This window comes from Rhizobium sp. 268, assembly GCF_036571585.1.
Classification (GTDB): domain Bacteria; phylum Pseudomonadota; class Alphaproteobacteria; order Rhizobiales; family Rhizobiaceae; genus Rhizobium; species Rhizobium redzepovicii.
On the sequence record NZ_JAPPSO010000036.1, the window covers coordinates 1 to 19,926 of the forward strand.

At 59.5% G+C, this 19,926-nt stretch carries 13 protein-coding genes and 2 pseudogenes; 13 read left to right on the plus strand and 2 right to left on the minus strand.

Annotated elements, in window-relative coordinates; genetic code table 11:
• Window positions 1-725 precede the first annotated feature (725 nt).
• From OS035_RS32440 to OS035_RS32495, 12 genes are all read left to right on the plus strand, one after another.
• Window positions 726-3,395: an aminotransferase class I/II-fold pyridoxal phosphate-dependent enzyme gene (locus OS035_RS32440; protein WP_331815323.1), complete on the plus strand. Its 2,670-nt coding sequence runs from the start codon at window positions 726-728 to the stop codon at window positions 3,393-3,395.
• Between the two features lie 97 nt (window positions 3,396-3,492).
• A complete protein-coding gene (locus OS035_RS32445) occupies window positions 3,493-4,281 on the plus strand; it encodes a hypothetical protein (RefSeq protein ID WP_207077800.1) in 789 nt (262 codons plus the stop codon).
• A 160-nt stretch (window positions 4,282-4,441) separates the two neighbouring features.
• The gene (locus OS035_RS32450; protein WP_331815347.1) at window positions 4,442-5,881 is read left to right on the plus strand and encodes a biotin carboxylase; all 1,440 of its coding nucleotides are present in this window, start codon (window positions 4,442-4,444) and stop codon (window positions 5,879-5,881) included.
• Window positions 5,878-6,915: a C45 family autoproteolytic acyltransferase/hydolase gene (locus OS035_RS32455; protein ID WP_064653272.1), complete on the plus strand. Its 1,038-nt coding sequence runs from the start codon at window positions 5,878-5,880 to the stop codon at window positions 6,913-6,915. The genes OS035_RS32450 and OS035_RS32455 overlap by 4 nt, the downstream gene beginning before the upstream one ends.
• A 245-nt stretch (window positions 6,916-7,160) precedes the next feature.
• Entirely contained in the window at window positions 7,161-7,286 is a 126-nt protein-coding gene (locus OS035_RS32460) for a hypothetical protein (protein ID WP_281032338.1), read from the plus strand.
• Window positions 7,287-7,553: 267 nt separating this feature from the next.
• Window positions 7,554-9,101, plus strand: coding sequence for an ABC transporter substrate-binding protein (locus OS035_RS32465; protein WP_064653268.1), 1,548 nt, complete (start codon window positions 7,554-7,556; stop codon window positions 9,099-9,101).
• Window positions 9,102-9,140: 39 nt separating this feature from the next.
• On the plus strand, window positions 9,141-10,079 hold the full coding sequence (locus OS035_RS32470; protein ID WP_064653266.1) for an ABC transporter permease: 939 nt from the start codon (window positions 9,141-9,143) through the stop codon (window positions 10,077-10,079).
• A gap of 10 nt (window positions 10,080-10,089) precedes the next feature.
• A complete protein-coding gene (locus tag OS035_RS32475) occupies window positions 10,090-10,941 on the plus strand; it encodes an ABC transporter permease (protein WP_115156636.1) in 852 nt (283 codons plus the stop codon).
• Window positions 10,938-12,602, plus strand: coding sequence for a dipeptide ABC transporter ATP-binding protein (locus tag OS035_RS32480; protein ID WP_064653262.1), 1,665 nt, complete (start codon window positions 10,938-10,940; stop codon window positions 12,600-12,602). Before OS035_RS32475 ends, OS035_RS32480 begins: the two co-directional genes overlap by 4 nt.
• Window positions 12,592-14,043: an amidase gene (locus OS035_RS32485; protein ID WP_331815335.1), complete on the plus strand. Its 1,452-nt coding sequence runs from the start codon at window positions 12,592-12,594 to the stop codon at window positions 14,041-14,043. The genes OS035_RS32480 and OS035_RS32485 overlap by 11 nt, the downstream gene beginning before the upstream one ends.
• A 12-nt stretch (window positions 14,044-14,055) precedes the next feature.
• On the plus strand, window positions 14,056-14,985 hold the full coding sequence (locus tag OS035_RS32490; RefSeq protein WP_064653258.1) for a MurR/RpiR family transcriptional regulator: 930 nt from the start codon (window positions 14,056-14,058) through the stop codon (window positions 14,983-14,985).
• A 29-nt stretch (window positions 14,986-15,014) separates the two neighbouring features.
• Window positions 15,015-16,202, plus strand: a complete 1,188-nt coding sequence (locus OS035_RS32495; protein ID WP_064653256.1) for a serine hydrolase domain-containing protein — start codon at window positions 15,015-15,017, stop codon at window positions 16,200-16,202.
• Window positions 16,203-16,324: 122 nt separating this feature from the next.
• Here OS035_RS32495 and OS035_RS32500 read toward each other — a convergent pair.
• Window positions 16,325-17,312 (minus strand): annotated as a pseudogene (locus tag OS035_RS32500) (IS481 family transposase).
• 72 nt (window positions 17,313-17,384) lie between these two features.
• On the opposite strand from OS035_RS32500, the pseudogene OS035_RS33685 reads away from it, so the two are divergent.
• A pseudogene (locus OS035_RS33685) lies at window positions 17,385-17,740 on the plus strand (IS30 family transposase); the annotation flags it as partial.
• Window positions 17,741-17,966: 226 nt separating this feature from the next.
• On the opposite strand, the gene OS035_RS32510 reads toward OS035_RS33685, so the two are convergent.
• Window positions 17,967-19,823: an ABC transporter ATP-binding protein gene (locus OS035_RS32510; protein ID WP_331815349.1), complete on the minus strand. Its 1,857-nt coding sequence runs from the start codon at window positions 19,821-19,823 to the stop codon at window positions 17,967-17,969.
• Between the last annotated feature and the right edge of the window lie 103 nt (window positions 19,824-19,926).

Below are 19,926 nucleotides of genomic sequence, written 5' to 3' on the forward strand. Positions count from 1 at the left end.
CGGCAATGGAAAGCGGCGCGGTGCTTTAGCGAAATCGTTTGCGGTTAAAAATCTCGCAAGCAGTGTTACACCCCTGCCAAGCGCATGCAGCCACCCGTGTCGCAAACCCGACAAACTGCCGCACTGTCGACTACTAGCCAACCCGAATCCCCCCCGAAATCCACCAGCCAATCATCTCGTTGCGCTGTAGCGGGTGATCGGCGTTGCGGGCGGCTATCAGTGTTTTTCGATAGGGCCGGGTTGTTCAGACAGCCAATGACATGATGAGCGTGCGGGCGGGGCTTGGCTAGTGGTCCACAATGCAACAGCTTTGTCAGGCTCGCGACATGGGTGGCTGCTCGCGCTTGGCAGGCGTCGTGCAACACTGCTTGCAAGATTCTTGACCGCAAACGATTTCGCTAGAGCACCGCGCGGCTTTCCATTGCAGCATTTTCATCGAGTGCAGCTCATTCGGGCAAGAAGTGCTTGCTGCCTACACTCCTCGGCCTCTTCCGGAACATCACGACATATGTGCGACATTGTCGTCTCCTTTGTCGACTTCGTGAAAGCGCTTTAGGATTCCTCGGTCCGGTATTTTATCCCACTAAGTGTTTGCAACAGCAGGTCATTTCGTTCTGCCCCCATTAATCAGTTCGATTGGCACGACGCTTGAAAATTGTTCTCGGACGGGACCAGCCGCGTCAGGTCGCGGCATCCACCCCGCGGAGAGCGAATTGGAGAAGACGATGGCAACGAGTACCCCCGAAACATCGCTAAATAATTGTCTCAGCATTTCGGAACTCCGCTGTGACAATTGGAAATCATTGGAAGACAATCTGGGGCGGCTTTCGACTATTTCCGCCGACCATGCCGATTTCACTGCAACTAATCGGCAGGTGACGTGCGCAATTGAGACCCTGTCATCTCTAGAGACCTACTTCGCTAGTCCCGGTGCACGCGCCTTCGCAAAGCTGAAGGGGTTGATACAGAGTAAGGAGCTGGTCGGGGCGCATCTCCAGGCTCGGAGATTTAGAAAGAAGGTCGCTAGCCTGGCCCACCGTGAGCGCTATTCCGAGGTGCTGTTCGTCGGCAACATGTCGACCTCCGAGGAGAAGGCCCGACGCCGCTGGCTGAAGCACAACACCGCGATTGGCGATTTCGCCTTCGGCGCTGTCTTCGTCCAGACTTGCGAGGATGCTCTGAACGCAGTGCGTGTCAACCTCATGATCCAAGCTGCGGTTATCCATGACGACTTTGCCTTCCGCTCGCAGGATTGTCATCTGGACACGCTGCACTCGGTTCTCGACGAGCTGGACGTCCTTTTCGAGGCCACTTCGGAGTCCGAGCGCGGCCCGCTGCTCGGCCGCGAGATTGCGAAGCTTAGGCCAGAGGTCGACCTCCATCTCGTCGCCGGTTCGAATGTCGAAGACATCGCCGCGCGCATGGGCGAGACTTTTGAGCGTGCCTTCTACCCTGAGGCAGACTGCGACGAACTCTATCCCTCCATCATGCGCGGCGTCGCACGGCGCTACAATGCTGACTGGTTCAATGGCGTAAAGGGTCACGCTGAACGGCCGATAAGCAACTTCCACGCCTTGACGGCTTCCCGCGGCAAATCGATCATGAATTCGAACTGGATCCGTGATCGGGCGCAGTTCTATGGCCCGACCCTGTTCAAGGCGGAGACCTCTGCTACCTCGGGCGGCCTGGATTCCCTGCTCGAGCCACGCGGCCCGCTGAAGATTGCGCAGGAAAAGGCCGCGCGCGCTTTTGGTGCCAAGCGCACCTTCTTTTGCACCAACGGCACTTCGGGGGCTAACAACATCGTGTTGCAGGCCCTTGTCAAGCGAGGCGATGTGGTAATAGCCGACCGAAACAACCACACATCAGTGCATCGTGGGCTGATGCGGGCGGGTGCGCGGGTGGACTATCTGGATGCCTACCCGCTGAACGATTATTCCATGTATGGCGCAGTGCCCGTGGAGGAACTGAAGCGGAAACTTCTCGACCACAAGCATGCCGGCACGCTCGCTCGCGTTCGTCTGCTGATCCTCACCAACTCCACCTTCGATGGTATCGTCTGTGACCCCAAGCGCGTGATGAATGAATGCCTGGCGATCGCGCCGCATCTCGCTTTCTTGTGGGATGAGGCCTGGTTCGCCTTTGCTTACTTTGATCCGACGTACCGGCAGCGCACGGCTATGGGAGCCGCCGCCGAGCTTGAAGCGATGTTTCAGGACCCGGACTATGCCGCCAGCTATAAGGCCTTCAGCGCCGAATTCGGCGCCGACGCCTGGGCGGACGACGAAAGGATCCTGAACACGCGGCTCCTGGCAGATCCGTCGAAGGCGCGGCTCCGGGTCTATGCGACCCAGTCGACGCACAAGAAGCTGACGGCACTGCGCCAGGGCTCGATGATCCACATCAGGGATCAGGATTTTAACGAGAAAGCCTTCGGTGATGCCTATAAAACGCATACCACAACCTCACCAAACTACCAGATCCTGGCAACGCTCGACCTCAGCCGCGCACAGATGGAGCTGGAAGGTTACAAGCGCGTCCAGCACCAGCGGGAACGCGCCATGAGCCTGCGCCAGCAAGTGTCAGGCGATCCGCTGCTTTCGAAGTATTTCCGGGTCCTCGGCGTCGGCGATCTCGTACCAGCGGAATATCGCGAGTCGAATGCGGAATCCTATTTCGACGACAAGTCCGGCTGGAGAAATTTCGAAAAGTCCTGGCGGACGGATGAATTCGTCCTCGACCCGACGCATATCACTCTGGAAACCAGCGCGACCGGCTGGAGTGGCGACACGCTCAAGAAGCACCTGATGGATAAGTGCGATGTCCAAATCAACAAAACCACGCGTAATACCATATTGGCCATGACCACTATCGGCACCACGCGCTCCGACGTTGCCAATTTCATTCAGGTGCTGCGGAAGATCGCGCTCGACTGCGAAGAAAGAGCGCGCAATTTCTCCAAAATAGAGCGGAGCATTCACGATGATAAAGTTCGCTCGCTGGCGCTGCAACAGCCCCTGCCACCCTTTTCAAGTTTCCATCCGGCGTTCCGCCCGAATATGGAGACCGAGGACGGCGACATGGGCCAGGCGAACGACCTGGCCATGGAAGATGACAACTGCGAATATCTCCAGCCCGCCGACGCCGAACGCGCCATTTCCGGGGGTCGCGTGGTGGTTTCTGCTAGCCTCGTCGTCCCCTATCCGCCGGGCTCGCCCATTCTCGTGCCGGGTCAGGTGATCGACATTCCGAGCCTCAAATACCTGCGCGCGCTCGATGTTCGCGAAATACACGGCTTCGAACATGAACTGGGTTTGTGGATTTTCAGGGAGGAAACGCTCAGCAAAGTTCTGAGCGCAAGAAAGTCCACTCCCGAGCATGGAGGCGAGTCGTGAGCGTGCTTCTTCAAAAACATGGGTCTCTCATCCGTCACGCGCCAATCTACATCTGCGCGTCCGCGATTTCGCTAGCAAATCAGGAGCAGGTATGTCGATGAAGAACGAGGAAAAGAAGCGCAATCAAGTGCAAGAAACACCCGAACCACAAGGCCTAATTGTGAAAATGATTCGCACTATCGCCGAGCTTCGCGACTTCATGCGCCACAACAAACGTCCGATCTGTTTCATCTCAGCGTCGCCTTTCAATCTGATGGGCATCGAGGGATGGGTGGGGAACTTCACGTTCATCAGCTACATCGATCCCTTCGACGGGCGGCATCCGAACGTCTTCGTTCCCTCCAAAATCCCCGGTATCGAACCCAAGAGCTTCGAGGAAATCACCAACTACCTGCTCCAGCACCCGGAGGTGATCGACCATATAACCAGGCTCGGTGTCCGCCCAGTTGTCCTCTTCCTGATGTTTGACGAGAAGACCGAAGCACTCTCGCTGGCGCTGCAACAGCCCCTGCCACCCTTTTCAAGTTTCCATCCGGCGTTCCGCCCGAATATGGAGACCGAGGACGGCGACATGGGCCAGGCGAACGACCTGGCCATGGAAGATGACAACTGCGAATATCTCCAGCCCGCCGACGCCGAACGCGCCATTTCCGGGGGTCGCGTGGTGGTTTCTGCTAGCCTCGTCGTCCCCTATCCGCCGGGCTCGCCCATTCTCGTGCCGGGTCAGGTGATCGACATTCCGAGCCTCAAATACCTGCGCGCGCTCGATGTTCGCGAAATACACGGCTTCGAACATGAACTGGGTTTGTGGATTTTCAGGGAGGAAACGCTCAGCAAAGTTCTGAGCGCAAGAAAGTCCACTCCCGAGCATGGAGGCGAGTCGTGAGCGTGCTTCTTCAAAAACATGGGTCTCTCATCCGTCACGCGCCAATCTACATCTGCGCGTCCGCGATTTCGCTAGCAAATCAGGAGCAGGTATGTCGATGAAGAACGAGGAAAAGAAGCGCAATCAAGTGCAAGAAACACCCGAACCACAAGGCCTAATTGTGAAAATGATTCGCACTATCGCCGAGCTTCGCGACTTCATGCGCCACAACAAACGTCCGATCTGTTTCATCTCAGCGTCGCCTTTCAATCTGATGGGCATCGAGGGATGGGTGGGGAACTTCACGTTCATCAGCTACATCGATCCCTTCGACGGGCGGCATCCGAACGTCTTCGTTCCCTCCAAAATCCCCGGTATCGAACCCAAGAGCTTCGAGGAAATCACCAACTACCTGCTCCAGCACCCGGAGGTGATCGACCATATAACCAGGCTCGGTGTCCGCCCAGTTGTCCTCTTCCTGATGTTTGACGAGAAGACCGAAGCACTCTGCGAGGAACGCGGCATCGAGATCTGGCATCCTCCGGCCAGGTTGCGCCACCACTGCGACGACAAAATAGAGACCGTGCGCATCGGCAATGAGGCAGGCGTGCGCTCGGTGCCCAACACCCTTGGCCCCGCTCGCACCTATGAGGAACTTCTTTCTTTGGCGAGAAGGGCCGGCCTCGGCGCCGACCTCGTGGTTCAGACCGCCTACGGTGATAGCGGCGACACAACCTTCTTCATCGCCAGCGAAGATGACTACAACCGGGAGGCCGAAAAAATCGCTGCGGAGAACGAGGTCAAGATCATGAAACGCATCAACTGCCGCAGCGCGACTATGGAGGCCTGCGCCACGGCCTCCGGCACACTCCTCACCCCACTTATGACCGAAGTCGTCGGAAAGCCGGAGCTGACTCCCAAGAGGGGCGGCTGGGCTGGCAATGAAATCTTCGCCGGCGCATTTCCCGAAAAGGTTCGCGCCGATGCGCGCGACATGGCTCAGCGCCTCGGCAACAAGTTGTACGAGAGAGGCTATCGCGGTTGTTTCAACGTCGATTTCCTCATCGATGAGAACAACGAAGTCTATCTCGGCGAGCTCAACCCGCGCATATCCGGCGCAAGCCCGCTGACAAACCAGGCCGCCTTTGCCTACGCCGATGCGCCGCTCGTCCTGTTTCACATGATGGAATTTTCCGGTGTCGGCTACGAAATCGACGTTAAGGAACTGAACGATCGTTGGGCACGCGAGGAATCCATCGATCACTGGTCTCAGCTAATCATCAAGTCGACGGAAGAAGCCAACGAAATCGTCACCCATGCGCCCGCGACGGGTATCTACCGCATGGCGCTGGACGGCAGCGTGTCCTACGACCGCTTCGACTATCGACGCCAGGCGATAGAGAGCGATGAGGAGGCACTCTTCCTGCGCTTCACCGGCCCGGGCGACCCCCTAAAGAAGGGCCATGACCTCGGAGCCCTCTTAATGCGCGGCCGGATCATGAACGCGGACTACGGACTGAATGAGCGCGCCGTCAACTGGATCAAGCGCATGAAGAGCTTCTACGTCAGCGAGCCGGTCACCGAAATCCAGTGCGACGAAGCGCAGGAGCCGAACCATTGAAGATACAGCAGGACGCCATCGACCTCCAGTTCGAAGCCATCAACGAAGATGTGCCCGGTTCCAAATGGCGCCGGGTGTTCCATCGCCATTGGCCTGCCTACAGCCGCTGGTTCGTGCGCGACGGTATCCGTTCGCGCCCGACCTATTCCACGAGCCTCAAGGCATTGCGGAGATATATGCCGAAACTGCTGCCTTCCTACGAAGCCATCGTGGAGACGGCCGGCGGCGGGGATCTCGAAGGCCGCTTCCTTTCCATGTGGTGCCCGCCCTTCTATGTGGGCGCATGCTCGCAGGCGATCTTGACCGGTGCGGAGCCGTCGCTCATTCGCAACTACGACTACAGCCCGCGCCTTCTCCAAGGAACCTGGCTTGCGTCGCGCTTCAACGGTAAACGCGTCGTTGCGGTGGTCGATTGCCTGTGGGGCGTGCTCGATGGCATCAATGAGGATGGGCTGGCGGTCTCGCTCGCCTTCGGCGGGCGCACTGCCGCGGGGGAGGGATTCGGCGTGCCGATTGTGCTGCGCTACGTGCTGGAGTTTGCCAGCACCACGGCCGAAGCCGTCACCATGCTCCGGAATATTCCCGTGCACATGTCCTATTCCATCGCGCTGATCGACCGTAAGGGAAACCACGCGACCGTCTATGTAAATCCGGATCGCCCTGCGGAAGTGATGGAGCATCGCGTCAGTACCAACCACCAGCCCGGCTTAGAATGGGCGTGGTACGCCGAGACCACTAACTCTGTCGAGCGCGAGGCGGCGGTGGAAAAATTGCTGTCCGCCTACGGGGGTATCAAAGAGGTTCTTTCCGGGTTCCAGCGCCCTCCCATCTATCAGACGCACTACGGACGTCGCTGCGGCACGCTATATACCGCTGTCTACCGGCCGTTCGACGCTTCGGTGGAGCTGGTCTGGCCGGGGTCAGTTTGGCGGCAGTCCTGCGCCAACTTCCAGGAGGACGTGCGCACCATTCGCTTCAACGACGGGAGTTCGGCGGCCTCGTCCCGACCTTCAGGCAAGGGGGTGAGCAGTTGACGATTGTTTAGATCGATTATTTCGACATCGCTTAACCGGCCACGCCGTTTGCCGGTGATCACGCAAAGTTTTTCGTTGCAACCGGCCGATCGGCGCATGTTTGCAATCGGACTCGGTTCCAGCTCCGTCGCGCGTTGGCCAATCTCCCGCGTTGCTATTTGCACCCCGACGAGCGACCACGTTGCAGACGTCATCGACAGCACGTCGGCGAAAGACGTTTCCCAATCAGATCGAGGATGACAACAATGTCCTCGACCGGACTGGATCTGTTTTTCGATCAGTGGCGCATAGACGAGGGCTCAGCGGTTGATCTTGCTGGGCTCACCTCGAAGCGGCGCACCTGGAACTTCTCTTCAACGCTGGATGGCTGAGCTGATAGCGCAACTACTAGCTCGGCGCCTGCATGACCACCGCCTAAAAGGCCGCCCTCGAATCACTTTCGACTGCTCGGCTTCTCAAAGAATGCGTCGCCCTCCTCTTCGTGCATTTCGTCGCCGTCGCTGGCTAAGGTGCTGGGCTCGCGATCCACGAACGAGATTATGTTATCTTTCCAACTTTCATGTTGACAAAAGTTAATAATGCCACATAACCTCTGCTCACGCCGAAAGGCACAAAAGGAATATCGGGAGGATAACAAGATGAATTCCTTGAGCGGATTCCGCCCAAAGGGTGCGGGCGCTGTGTTGCACGGGGCTGCCCTCGTCGCTATCGGTTTATGTTGGGCAGTTCCGGCCCTTGCCGACGATGTCATTCGCGTCGCTTCGCCTTACCAGACAACGACGCTCGATCCGATGCGCTCTGCGGCGGCCGGCAACATCGAAACCTACGGCCAACTTTATTCGCGCCTGCTGCGCCGCAACTCCGAATCGGGTGCGCTGGAGCCGGGGCTCGCCGAGGAATGGGAAATTTCACCGGACGGCAAAACCTACACGTTCCATCTGCGCGATGCCCAGTTCTCGGACGGTTCTCCGATCACGGCTGCCGACGTGGCCTTCAGCCTCGACCGTATCCGGAGCGACAAGAAATCGAGTTATCCCGCGCCGTTGGGGGCCGTGGAATCGGTGACAGTGGCGGATGCGAAAACCGTGGTAGTCACGCTCAAGTCGGCCTTCGCGCCGTTCCTCGGCAACGCGGAAATCTGGAACATGGGCATCGTCTCGAAGAGCGATGTCGAGAAGCGCGGCGAAGAAGCAGCTTTCGCTACGGTCCCGGTTACCTCCGGACCCTATGAAGTCAAGCAGTGGAAGCCGAACGAGAAGCTCATTCTCCAACCCAATTCGCACTACTGGCGCAAGGGCTATCCGAAGTCGAACGCCACGGTGGAACTGATCGAGATCACGTCTCCGGAAACTCGCATCGCCATGCTCAAGGCAGGCGAGATTGACGTGGTGCGCGCGGTGCCGTGGGCGCAGATTGACGAACTGAAGGCGGCCGAGTCGGTGGATATGCGGCTCGAGCCTTCGACCACAATTTACATGACTCTGCTAAATCACAAGCGTGAGCCATTCTCCAATCTGAAGGCGCGGCAGGCGGCGGGCATGGCAATCGATAACAAGGCGATGGCCGTGGCCATCACGCGTGGCTATGCAGTACCGGCTAACACCACGCTGCCGGGCAGCCTCGATTTCCATAACAAGGAATATCCGGGCATCCCGCACGATACCGCCAAGGCAAAGGAACTATTGGCCCAATCCGGCATGCTGGGGCGCGAGGTAAAGATCCTGGCGGCCGCCGATGCGCCGTCCCAGCAGACGGCGCTGCTGATCCAGGCCCAATGGCAAGCGATCGGGTTGAAGCCGGTGATTGTTAATGTCGATAGCGGTGCTTGGTGGGATGCGACCGGTAAAGGCGATTACGACGCCGCAGCCAACTGGTGGTACAACGAGACCCCCGATCCAGACCTTGCGGTGCGCTGGGCCGTGTGCGGATCCTGCGGCTCGAACTCCTACAACACCTTCTATGCGAACCCGAAGGTGGACGCACTCGTCGAGCAGGGCACTAAGGAGTCTGATCGGGCCAAGCGCGCGGAAATCTACAAGGAGATTCAGAAGATCACAACAGAGGAGGTGGCACAGATCCCCCTCTACTATGCGCCAAACCCGGTTGCCTACTCCAAGCGTCTCCAGGGTCTCAAGCTGACGCCCTCGCTACAGTGGACGTTGGAAGAAACCTCCATCGGCCAGTGAGCCGCCTTCGCCCCCTGAAGCTCGAACAGGAGAACCGGATTGCCCCTTCTGCGACTCATTACGCGGCGCCTGCTGCAATTGATCGGTGTGCTTGCCGGTATCAGCCTCGTGACATTCCTCTTGGTGCACATGGCCCCCGGCGATCCCGCGCGGCTTCTTGCCGGGGAGAGGGCGAGTGCTGAAACCATCGCGGCGATTCGCTCGCAATATGGCCTAGACTTGCCGCTCTGGCGACAGTTCCTGACCTATCTCGCCAATCTCACTTCGGGCGATATCGGACTGTCGCTCCGCTTTCAGCGACCGGTGAGCCAGCTTATCGAACAGTTCATGTGGCCGACGCTGTTCCTGACCGGCTATGTACTGTGCTTCGCCATCCCACCGACAGTCGTGCTCGCCATTGTCGGCGCCCGCCGTCCCGGCGGCATGGCCGACCAGATCATTCGTCTGGTTGGGATTGCCGGTCTCACAATCCCGGTGTTCTGGCTGGGCATCATGATGTCGCGCGTCTTCGGCGTCAGCCTCGGCTGGTTTCCCGTCTCGGGCTACGGCACCGGTTTCACCGGTCATCTTCATCACCTGTTCCTGCCGGCCTTGTCGACGGCGATCTGGCTGGTGCCGGTTCTGACTCAGAGCCTTCGCGCCGCCCTCATCGAAAAGACAACGGCCGACTTCGTCACAGCCGCGCGGGCGCTGGGCGCCACAGAGCGGCAGATATTCTGGGAGACCATGTTGCCGAATGCTGTGCTGCCGACACTCAACCTGCTCGGCGTCATGGTAGGCTTCATGATCGGCGGCGCCGTGATCGTCGAAACCGTCTATGCGGTGCCTGGCCTCGGCACGCTGATGGTCAACGCGCTGCTCGGTCGCGACTACTATGTCGTGCAGGGCCTGACGCTTATCTTCGCGGTCTCGACCGTCTTGATCACGCTGATGGTGGACCTGCTCAGCGCGTTCATCGATCCGCGCGTTCGGCTTTGAGGAGATTGCCATGGATTATAGTCCAATTGTGGTGCAAACCGCGCCGCCCGTCACCAACATTACCCCTACCATGGTGATTGCACTCGTGGTTCTGGGCGGATGGCTGTTGACGGCGCTGGCCGCTCCGGCGATCGCGCCTTATGATCCCGATGCCATCGACATCATGAATATGCTTTCGCCGCCGAGCGCGGCTCATTTGTTTGGCACGGACCAAGTCGGTCGCGACGTCTTTTCGCGGATACTTTTCGCAAGTCGGGTCGATCTGCTGCTGTGCGTGGCCGGGGTGCTTCCGCCCCTCTTGATAGGCACGACGATCGGGTTGTTGAGTGGTTATTTCGGCGGTATGGTCGATAACGTGTTCATGCGCATCTATGACCTGACTGTCGCATTCCCCTTCTTTGTTCTGGTGCTGGCCATTGTCGGCGTACTCGGGCCGGGGCTTCTCAACTTCATCGTGGCGCTGACCCTTGTCGGCTGGGTCAGCTATGCGCGGTTGGTGCGGGCACAGGTACTGACGATCCGCGAAAGCGAGTACATTCAGGCAGCGAAATGCCTTGGCTATACGCCGGTCGCCATCCTCAGCCATCATGTGCTGCCGAACGCCATCGGACCGGTCATCGCCTACGCAGCCAGCGACGCGGTGCTCGTCATGCTCGCCGGCGCAAGCTTCGGCTTTCTCGGCATGGGCGCGCAGCCGCCGCTCGCCGAATGGGGCGTGATGATCGCTGACGGTCAGGCATTCGTGCAGCAGGCCTGGTGGATCTGCCTGTTTCCAGGATTGGCCGCCATTTCGCTCGGCTTGGGTTTTGCTCTGCTCGGTGATGGGCTGGGGCAGATACAGCGGATGGGAGTTACGGCATGAGCGGGCGGGGAAAAGGCAAGCCGCCGTTACTTGACGTTAAGGATCTGTGCGTCAGCTTCGGTGGTTTCGCAGCGTTGAAGAACGTATCGTTCACGCTCGAGCCGGGAGAAATCCTCGGCATCGTTGGCGAAAGCGGTTCGGGCAAATCCGTAACCTGCCGCGCCCTGATGCGGCTGTTGTCGGCTACGGCACGCGCCGACGGCACGGTTAGGCTCGACGGACGCAACCTGCTGACTCTCGGTGACGACGATCTGTGTGCCATTCGCGGGCGCGACGTCGGCATGATCTTCCAGAACCCGGCATCGCATCTCGATCCATTGCGCCGCATCGGTCAGCAGGTCGCGGCGCCGATGATCCGGCACCTCGGGATCGGTAAGCGCGAAAGCTTACAACGCGCAATCAAGCTGCTGGAGGACGTCGGCATCAGCGAGCCGGAAAAGCGCGCACGCTCCTATCCGCACGAGTTTTCCGGCGGCATGAAACAACGGGCGATGATCGCCGCCGCGGTCGGTTGCCAGCCGAAGCTGTTGATCGCCGACGAACCGACGACCGCTCTCGACGTCACGGTGCAGGCACGCATCCTTGAACTGCTCAAGGAGCTCAATCGAAAGAACGGGCTTGCGATTATCCTGATTTCGCACGATCTCGGCGTCGTCGCGGATATGTGCTCTCGCGTCGTGGTCATGCGCCACGGCGAGGTGGTAGAGCAGGGGCCGATCAACGAGGTTATCAACCGGCCACGCCACCCGTATACAAGGCTACTGATCGATTCCCAGCCTGGCCGCAAAAAGTATGGCATGCCGGCCGATCCAGTTCAGGCAACTCCGCTGCTCCACGTGGAAAACCTCTCGGTGACGTTCCCCTTCGGGAAGAGCTTGCTCGGCAGTTTCGGAAGCAGCCATTCCTTCCGCGCTCTCGACGGCATAGATCTTAAGATCAATACCGGCGAAACAGTTGGCATCGTCGGCGAAAGCGGCTCCGGCAAGAGCACGCTTGCCCGGTCGATCATTCGCCTGAACACGCCGAGCGGCGGCGCGATCCGTCTGGGCGGGCAGGATGTCGGCGCGCTTGCGGGGGAGGCGCTGACGGCTTTCCGTCGCCGTGTGCAGATGGTATTCCAGAACCCGTACGATTCACTCAATCCACGTCTTACCATCTCCGAGGCCGTCGCTGAGCCGATCTGGCGGCATGGCATCGCGGACCGAAAGGCGGCGCGGAAAGAGGCCGCCGTCTTACTGGATATGGTTGAATTGCCGGGCAACCTGCACGATCGCAAGCCGCAGCAGCTTTCCGGCGGCCAATGTCAGCGCGTCGGCCTTGCACGAGCGTTGGCGCTGAAACCGCAGCTTCTCATCGCGGACGAAATCACCTCGGCGCTCGATGTCACGACGCAGGCGCAGATCCTGGAATTGCTCGTGCGGCTCCAGCGTGAGCGCTCGCTGACGCTGCTTTATATCTCGCACGATCTTGCCATAGTAAGCAGCATCTGCCAGCGCGTCTATGTTTTTAAAGCCGGTCGCGTCGTTGAGCAGGGAGTGGCACGGCAGGTTCTGTCCACGCCGCAGGACCCTTATACACAGGCGCTGGTCGGCTCGCTGGCTCGGCTGCCGGCGGCGGGGACAGTTCCACCTTCACAATCGGTAGTGACGCATGCGCCTTGATGAATATGCAGCCCATGATGGAACCGGCCTCGCCCATCTACTGGCGAAAGGCGAGGTCACACCGAAGGAGCTCGGCAGGTGCGTCGAACGGGCCGTCGCGGCCGTGAATCCTGCGTTGAATGCCGTTATCGAACTCTATCCGGACGCACTCGAGACCCTGTCGGAGGTGGCGTCCGCCACCCCCTTCGGCGGCATTGCGACCCTCACCAAGGACTTTCCGATCGAGGCGGGCCGCCCGGCCGACTTCGGCAGCCGACTCGCACGAGGTTTCCACGCCGGCCATGACGCCGTCTACTGGAGGCGGTTAAGAGCAGGCGGCTTAAACAATGTCGGCCGTACGACGAGTTCCGAATTCGGCGTGCCGGCGGTGACGCAATCCGCCCTCTACGGCGCAACGCGCAATCCTTGGAATCCGGAGCGCGGCGTTGCCGGTTCCAGCGGCGGCGCGGCCGCGGCCGTTGCCGCCGGCATCGTGCCTTTCGCGCAGGGCAGCGACGGCGGTGGATCAATTCGCAATCCGGCCGCGTTCTGCGGCTTGATCGGTCTGAAACCTTCACGCGGCCGGGTTACGGGCGCACCGAATGCGAATGCCCCGCTTCTCGGCCTGGCAACGGCGTTTATGCTGACACGCTCAGTCCGCGATACAGCAGCCCTGCTCGACCTGTGCCATGGCCCCGACGTCGGTGACGGCTATGAGATCGTGCCGCCGATGGGCACGTATCTCGATGCCACCAAGCGCCGGCCGAAGGGGCTGCGCATCGCTCTGTGCACGCGCTCGTGGTCCGGTGTGCAGATCGACCCGGAGGTTGTCACCGCTGCAAGATCGGCGGCGGAGCGGCTTTCGTCCCTAGGCCACCATGTCGAGGAGGCGTCGCCGGACTTTGACTATCCGGGCTTCCTCCAGGCTCAGAAGGTCATCTGGGCCGCCGACGCCGCGGCTCATATGCCAGCGATGGCGCGGCATATGAACCGCTCGCTCGAGGAAGCGCTTGGTACAAGCGTATATACACTTTATCGATGGGGGCTTGGCATCAGCGGTGCACAGCTTATCGACGCGCTTGCCGCCTATGATCGGGTGACGCGGCAGGTTGGGCGCTTCCTTGCCGGATATGATCTCCTGCTGACACCGACCAACGCAATGCTCCCGGAGTTAATCGGCACGTTTGATCCCGATCGAGCGGGCATCGATGTGGAAGATGTATTCAGTGATCTTGCGCCGAAGGAGACCTATACTGCATTGTTCAATGCGACGGGTCAGCCCGCAATTTCCCTGCCACTTGGACGCAGCCGGGATGGTCTACCGATCGGGATTCAGCTTGTCGCCCGTTTCGGACGGGAGGATCTGCTGCTTGCGGCGGCGCGGCAAATCGAGGAAGAGGTGGACAGAGCTCCCGGCGTCTGGGGGCAGGGGCGTCCAGCCATTCACGCCGGCGATTTCTAGGAGTATGTCACTGTGGTGAAAGCACGAAGCGGCAAAAATGCTAAGGGATCAAGCGACGTTGAGCAGAAGATAGACATCGAAGCGATCTTGCGCGACCGCATGTCCGATTTGTCGCCCTCGGAGCAAAGCCTGGCCGCCTATATCTTGGATAATGTCCAGATATTGCCCTTCGAGACCGGCAGCAGCATAGCTGAGGCGGTGGGCGTCAGCGAAATGACCGTCACGCGGTTCGTTCGTGGCCTCGGGTTCGAGAACCTGCGAGACCTCAAGAAGCGGTTGCGCGTCGCGGTCGCGGAGAAGGACAGCGAAGTCGACGACTACATGGCCCGCTTTCCGATGCGCGAAGGCCGACAGCAGATGCTGCAGGAAAGCCTGCGGCTGGAACTCGAGGCTATCGTGAAGGCCTACGCCTTGACTACCACCGACGCGTGGGACGAGGCCGCATACCTGCTCGTGAAGGCGCGCACCGTCTATGTCGTCGGCTTCCAGGCCTCCAAGGGGCTGGCCATGGATTTCGCCAGCCGCCTGCTCTGGGCGCGCTCTAACGTGATTTTCATTGACAACGCTTCGGGCACGTTTGGCGAGATCATCAATGCAGATCCCAAGCAGAGTGCAGTCGTCCTCGTTGACACGGCCTCGTACGCGACGCGCGGCATCAAGCTGCTGGAGAAGCTGAAGTCGATGGACATGCCGTTGGTCATCGTCACCGACAAGTTCAGCCACTGGGCTTTTGCGTATACGCGCTTCGTCTTTGAGGCGCATACCCATGTGAAAACCTTCTGGGATTCCACGGCAAGCCTTAGTGTCGTGCTTAATCTGCTCATCGACGCCGTTGCCATCAAACTAGGGCCGAAGGCTAAGGCTAACTTCGCCATGATGAGCGACATGGGCACCCTCTTCGGGGAGTTCGTCGGAGGCAGCTATCTCCGCCGCAACGATTGATCCATTCCAAACCGCAAACGAGAGCATGCATGACCAGTATCTCGCCATTCCGTGATCCGACTGCGCCCGGTAATCCTCTCGTTCCAAAGCAAGATTGGGACCGCTCGCCCTGGAATCGCTGGACCTTCCAACATGTCCGGGACCTGCTGCCAACCACAAAGGTCTGGCGCGGAGCGGGGCCGGCAAGCCCATTACCAGCCGATCTTCGGGATATCGATGCCATTCCCTTCGCGGCGGAGGGGGAGGCCCATACCATTGGCAGTTTTCTCGAGACGAGCTATGCCGATGGCTTTCTGGTTCTCCATGGCGGCAAGATCGTCGCCGAGCGCTACTTGAACGGCATGACGTCGCATACCCAGCACCTGTCGCAATCGGTTGCCAAGTCTGTCGTCGGCACCGTTGCGGGCATCCTAATCGGCCGCGGAGTGGTCGACCCGGCCGCGTCCCTGACGGATTATCTGCCGGAGCTCGAGGCGACGGCCTACCGCGGCGCTACCGTCCAGCACGTACTCGACATGACCAGCGGCGTGGTCTTCGACGAGACTTACACTGCGCCCGACTCCCACATGGCGCAGCTGGATGTCGCCAGCGGCTGGAAGAATGGTCAGAACCCGAACTGGCACACGAATATCTGGGACCTAGTCCTGTCTTTAAAGGATCTGGAGTGCCCGCACGGTACCTCCTTCCGCTATCGCTCGATCGAGACGGATGTATTATCCTTCGTTCTAGAGCGCGCCGCCGCTACCCCGCTTGCAGAACTCGTAAGCCGTGAATTGTGGGCGCCGATGGGGGCGGAGGAAGATGCCTATTTCACCGTGGACGCTGCCGGCTATGCTCTAGGTGACGGCGGATTCAATGCGACTCTTCGCGACTATGCCCGTTTCGCCCTGCTGCATCTTCGCGGCGGCGAGACCGACGGGCGGCGTATCGTGCCGACCGAGTGGATTGCCGGGACACGCTTCGGTGCTGATCCAAGACTCTTCGCCGGCGTCTATCAAGAGGTTCTGCCGGCCGGCGCATATCACAACCAGTTCTGGATCGAGGATACCTCACGCGGCGTCTATATGGCCCGCGGGGTCTTCGGGCAACTGATCTACATCGACCCTGTATCGGATTTCGCGGCGGTTGTCCTGTCGAGTTGGCCGGAATTTGTCAGCACAACGCGGACGCGGACAGCGCTGGCGGCGGTGAGGGCTATAAGAGAAGCGCTGTTGTAGTCGCAATCGTGCTATTCCCCTGTTCGCATTGACGTGCCGAGAAGCTGCACCGACATGCTCAACCATTTCCGTGAGCGTCGCAATACCTTCGAGGGTCGTGAGATGCCGGACCTCGTGGGTTACTAGATGTTTAGTCCCGGCATTTGATGGGTTGGATCGAGTCTGAATCGTTCGGGCTCTTTTGTCCATTGTTTGCAAATGAATTCGTAGGGCGTGAGACCTTTGAGGGTCTTGAGGCGACGGCCGAAATTGTAGGCGGCGACGAAGTCAGCCAGGTGCTGACGAAGCTGATCATGGCTCTCGTAGTAACAGCGTTTGACGGTTGTATCCTTGATCGTCCGGTTCATTCGCTCGACCTGGCCATTGGTCCAGGGATGTTTCGGCTTGGTGGTCCGGTGTTCGATATCGTTCTTGGCGCAGGTATATTCGAAAGCATGAGCCCGGAATATCTCGCCATTTTCGATCGCTTCCTTGATAAGCGGAACAGCTGAGCCGCCCGCACCGGGCGTGGTGAACTGGATGCCATTGTCGGTGAGAACAGTGTGGATTTTGTACGGAACGGCTGTGATCAGACGGAGCAGAAACTCTCTGGAGACGGCCGTTGGAGCCTTCTCGCGCAGTTCGACGTAGGCGAACTTCGATGTTCGGTCGATGGCGACGAACATATGGAGCTTGCCTTGCTCGGTGCGGACTTCGGCAATGTCGATGTGGAGGTAGCCGAGCGGATAGGCTTTGAACTTCTTGCGGACGGGTTTGTCGCCTTCGACATCGACAAGCTTGGAAATGCCATGGCGCTGCAGACAACGATGCAGTGACGAGCGTGTCAGATGCGGAATGGTCGGTTGCAGCGCGTAGAGTCAGTCGTCGAGGGGCAGCAGCGTATAACGCCGGAAAGCAACGATCACCGCTTCCTCCTCGATCGACAGAACTGTCGACCTCAGTTCTTCCGGTCACCAAATCGGTCGTCGACGTTCGTTTCCTCCATTTGGCGACCGTCTTCTGATTGATCCCATACCGCTTCGCAAGAACCCTCAAGCTCGCTTGACTATTTTGTATTGCTCGACGGATCGCCTCTGTCGTCGTGGCGCTCCCATGCAGAATTTGTCCCACAGCGAATCCCTCCAAGCCTGTGAGAAGATTGCACCATCAAAATCCGGGATCAAACATCTAGTGCACGATGGCAATGACATGGCGGGAAAACGGCGTGCCAAGCTGGGCAAACTTGATTGGTTCGCGCAGCTGCGCCAATCAGTGATCAAGCGCATCCTGCATGGCTCGTCGCCGCAGCAGATTGCCGGCCAGACGCGCCTGGAGCTGCATCCGATTTCTGTCAGTCATGAGACGATCTAAAAGCGCCTATTCATCGGAGTGCCATTCGATCAAGCTGTGCGACATCTCCCGGAACATGGTGCCAGACGTCGACCCGGTACCCCAGTCGCCGTAATGGCCGGAGCTTTCGCCGGGAGGTAGACATTTTGAATCCCGATGTGGTCGCTGCACGCAAGCAGTTCGGGCATCGGGAATGCGACTACCTAAGAGGCTACTGAAATTGACGCTGAGTTGCCTGCCCTTCCTGCCGCGCGACGCGATCGTCGCCGAGGCAATTGTCACTTGGATCGGCCAGAAGGAGCACTCATCGAGCATCACGGCGTGATCGATCAAGCGACAGCTTATGAAATGAGGTAACCACCGCCGGTCGTCAGCACCGTCCGGCAAGAATTCGAGAGGCTCTCCCCGCTTCCGTGGGGAGGGCCTCATTTCTTCCTATTCCGCTGCCACTTCCGCTTCCTCGGGGTGATTGGAGAGGGTGCCGCCGGACTGGAGGTTCCAAAGATCGGCATAGATGCCGCCTCCTGCGATCAGCTCGCTGTGCGAGCCGGCTTCGATGATCCGGCCCTTGTCGAGCACGATCAGCCGATCCATCTCCGTCAGCGTCGACAGCCGGTGGGCGGTCGCGATCACCGTCTTGCCCTCCATCAAGGCGAAGAGGTTTTTCTGGATCGCCGCCTCGACTTCCGAATCGAGTGCCGAGGTTGCCTCGTCGAGCACCAGGATCGGCGCGTCCTTCAGGAAGACACGGGCGATCGCGATGCGCTGCCGCTGGCCGCCGGAGAGCGTGGCGCCGCGTTCGCCGACCTGGGCGTCGAGTCCCGCGCGGCCCTGCATGTCGACCAGGCCTTCGATGAACTCCCAGGCATTGGCACGTTTGGCGGCCTCGATCACCTCGTCGTCCGTTGCTTCGGGACGACCATAAGCGATGTTGTCACGGATCGAGCGATCCAGCAGCGAAGTGTCCTGCGTGACCACGCCGATCTGTGAGCGTAGGCTTTCCTGCGAAACGCCGGCGATATCCTGCCCGTCGATGGTGATGCGGCCGGCCTCGGGATCATAGTAACGCAGCAACAGCCTCATCAGCGTCGTCTTGCCGGCGCCGGAACGGCCGACCAGACCGACCTTCTCGCCGGCCCTGATGTCGAGCGAAACGTCATCGATGATGCTCTCGCTCTTGCCGTAGTGGAAGCGGATGCGGTCATAGTGGATCGCACCCTTCTTTGCCATCAAAGTGGGTGCGCCCGGCTTGTCGACGATTTCGTGTTGGTTGCTCATCATCTCCATGCCGTCATAGACCGTGCCAATATTCTCGAACAGCGCCGTGACTTCCCGCATGATCCATTGCGACATGAAGTTGAAGCGCATGGCAAGACCGATTGCGATGGCAATGGTGCCGACCGAGATTGCTCCGCTCAGCCAGAACCAGATCGACTGGCCCGAGATGACGAAGAGCGCCACGCAGTTGTTCAGGTAGACGCAGATGTGGAAGAGCGCCACCTTGCGCAACTGCTTGTGCACGATCTGCAGGAACTCGCCCATGCTTTCCCTGGCGTAGACCTCCTCGCGGCCCGCATGCGAAAACAGCTTGATCGTCTCGATATTCGTATAGCAGTCGACCACACGTCCCGTCATCATTGAGCGCGCATCCGCCTGCGCCGCAGCAATCTTGCGAAGCCGCGGCACGAAATAGGCAACGATACCGATATAGACCGCGAGCCAGACAAGGATCGGGATCATCAGCCGCCAGTCGGCTGCCGCAACCATGACGATCATCGTCAGGAAGTAGATGATGACATAGACGAAGACATCGAGGATCCTGATCACCGTTTCGCGTACCGCGATCGAGGTCTGCATCACTTTGGTCCCGACGCACCCGGCCGCCTCGTTGACGAAGAACGACATGCTGTGGCGCAGCAGGAAGCGGTGCATCTGCCAGCGTGCGCTCATCTGATAATTGCCGAGCATCACCTGATGCATGATGAAAGACTCGAGCCCGGCCGTCAGCGGCAGGCCGACCAGCACCAGCGCCGCCATCCAGAAAAGCTTGTGGCCTTCTCTCTCCAGGAATGTGGCACGGTCGGCGTTGGTCAGCCAGCCGACGATGTCGCCGAGGAACTGGAACAGGGCCACCTCGCCGATCGCGATCAGCGCCGTCAGCACGGCTATCAAGCCGAGCCAAGGCGCAGCCGTTTTGCTGTAGTGCCAGCAGAAGGCAAAAAGACCTTTAGGAGGGGCGACGGGCTCTTCGCTCGGAAAGGGATTGAGACGCTGCTCGAACCAGCCAAATATTGATTGCTCCAGGCGGTTGCTCTCAGTTGATTTTCCCATCGTCTTCATGACGTTTCCTTCAGCGGTTGGGCCGTCCTTTAATTGACGGCAGCCACACGGGCTG

Bases quoted from the DNA above. Each gene is read 5' to 3' on its own strand.
- OS035_RS32465 (WP_064653268.1), top strand. From the start codon at position 7,554: ATGAATTCCTTGAGCGGATTCCGCCCAAAGGGTGCGGGCGCTGTGTTG.
- OS035_RS32495 (WP_064653256.1), top strand. From the start codon at position 15,015: ATGACCAGTATCTCGCCATTCCGTGATCCGACTGCGCCCGGTAATCCT.
- OS035_RS32440 (WP_331815323.1), top strand. From the start codon at position 726: ATGGCAACGAGTACCCCCGAAACATCGCTAAATAATTGTCTCAGCATT.
- OS035_RS32460 (WP_281032338.1), top strand. From the start codon at position 7,161: ATGTCCTCGACCGGACTGGATCTGTTTTTCGATCAGTGGCGCATAGAC.
- OS035_RS32485 (WP_331815335.1), top strand. From the start codon at position 12,592: ATGCGCCTTGATGAATATGCAGCCCATGATGGAACCGGCCTCGCCCAT.
- OS035_RS32445 (WP_207077800.1), top strand. From the start codon at position 3,493: ATGAAGAACGAGGAAAAGAAGCGCAATCAAGTGCAAGAAACACCCGAA.
- OS035_RS32475 (WP_115156636.1), top strand. From the start codon at position 10,090: ATGGATTATAGTCCAATTGTGGTGCAAACCGCGCCGCCCGTCACCAAC.
- OS035_RS32480 (WP_064653262.1), top strand. From the start codon at position 10,938: ATGAGCGGGCGGGGAAAAGGCAAGCCGCCGTTACTTGACGTTAAGGAT.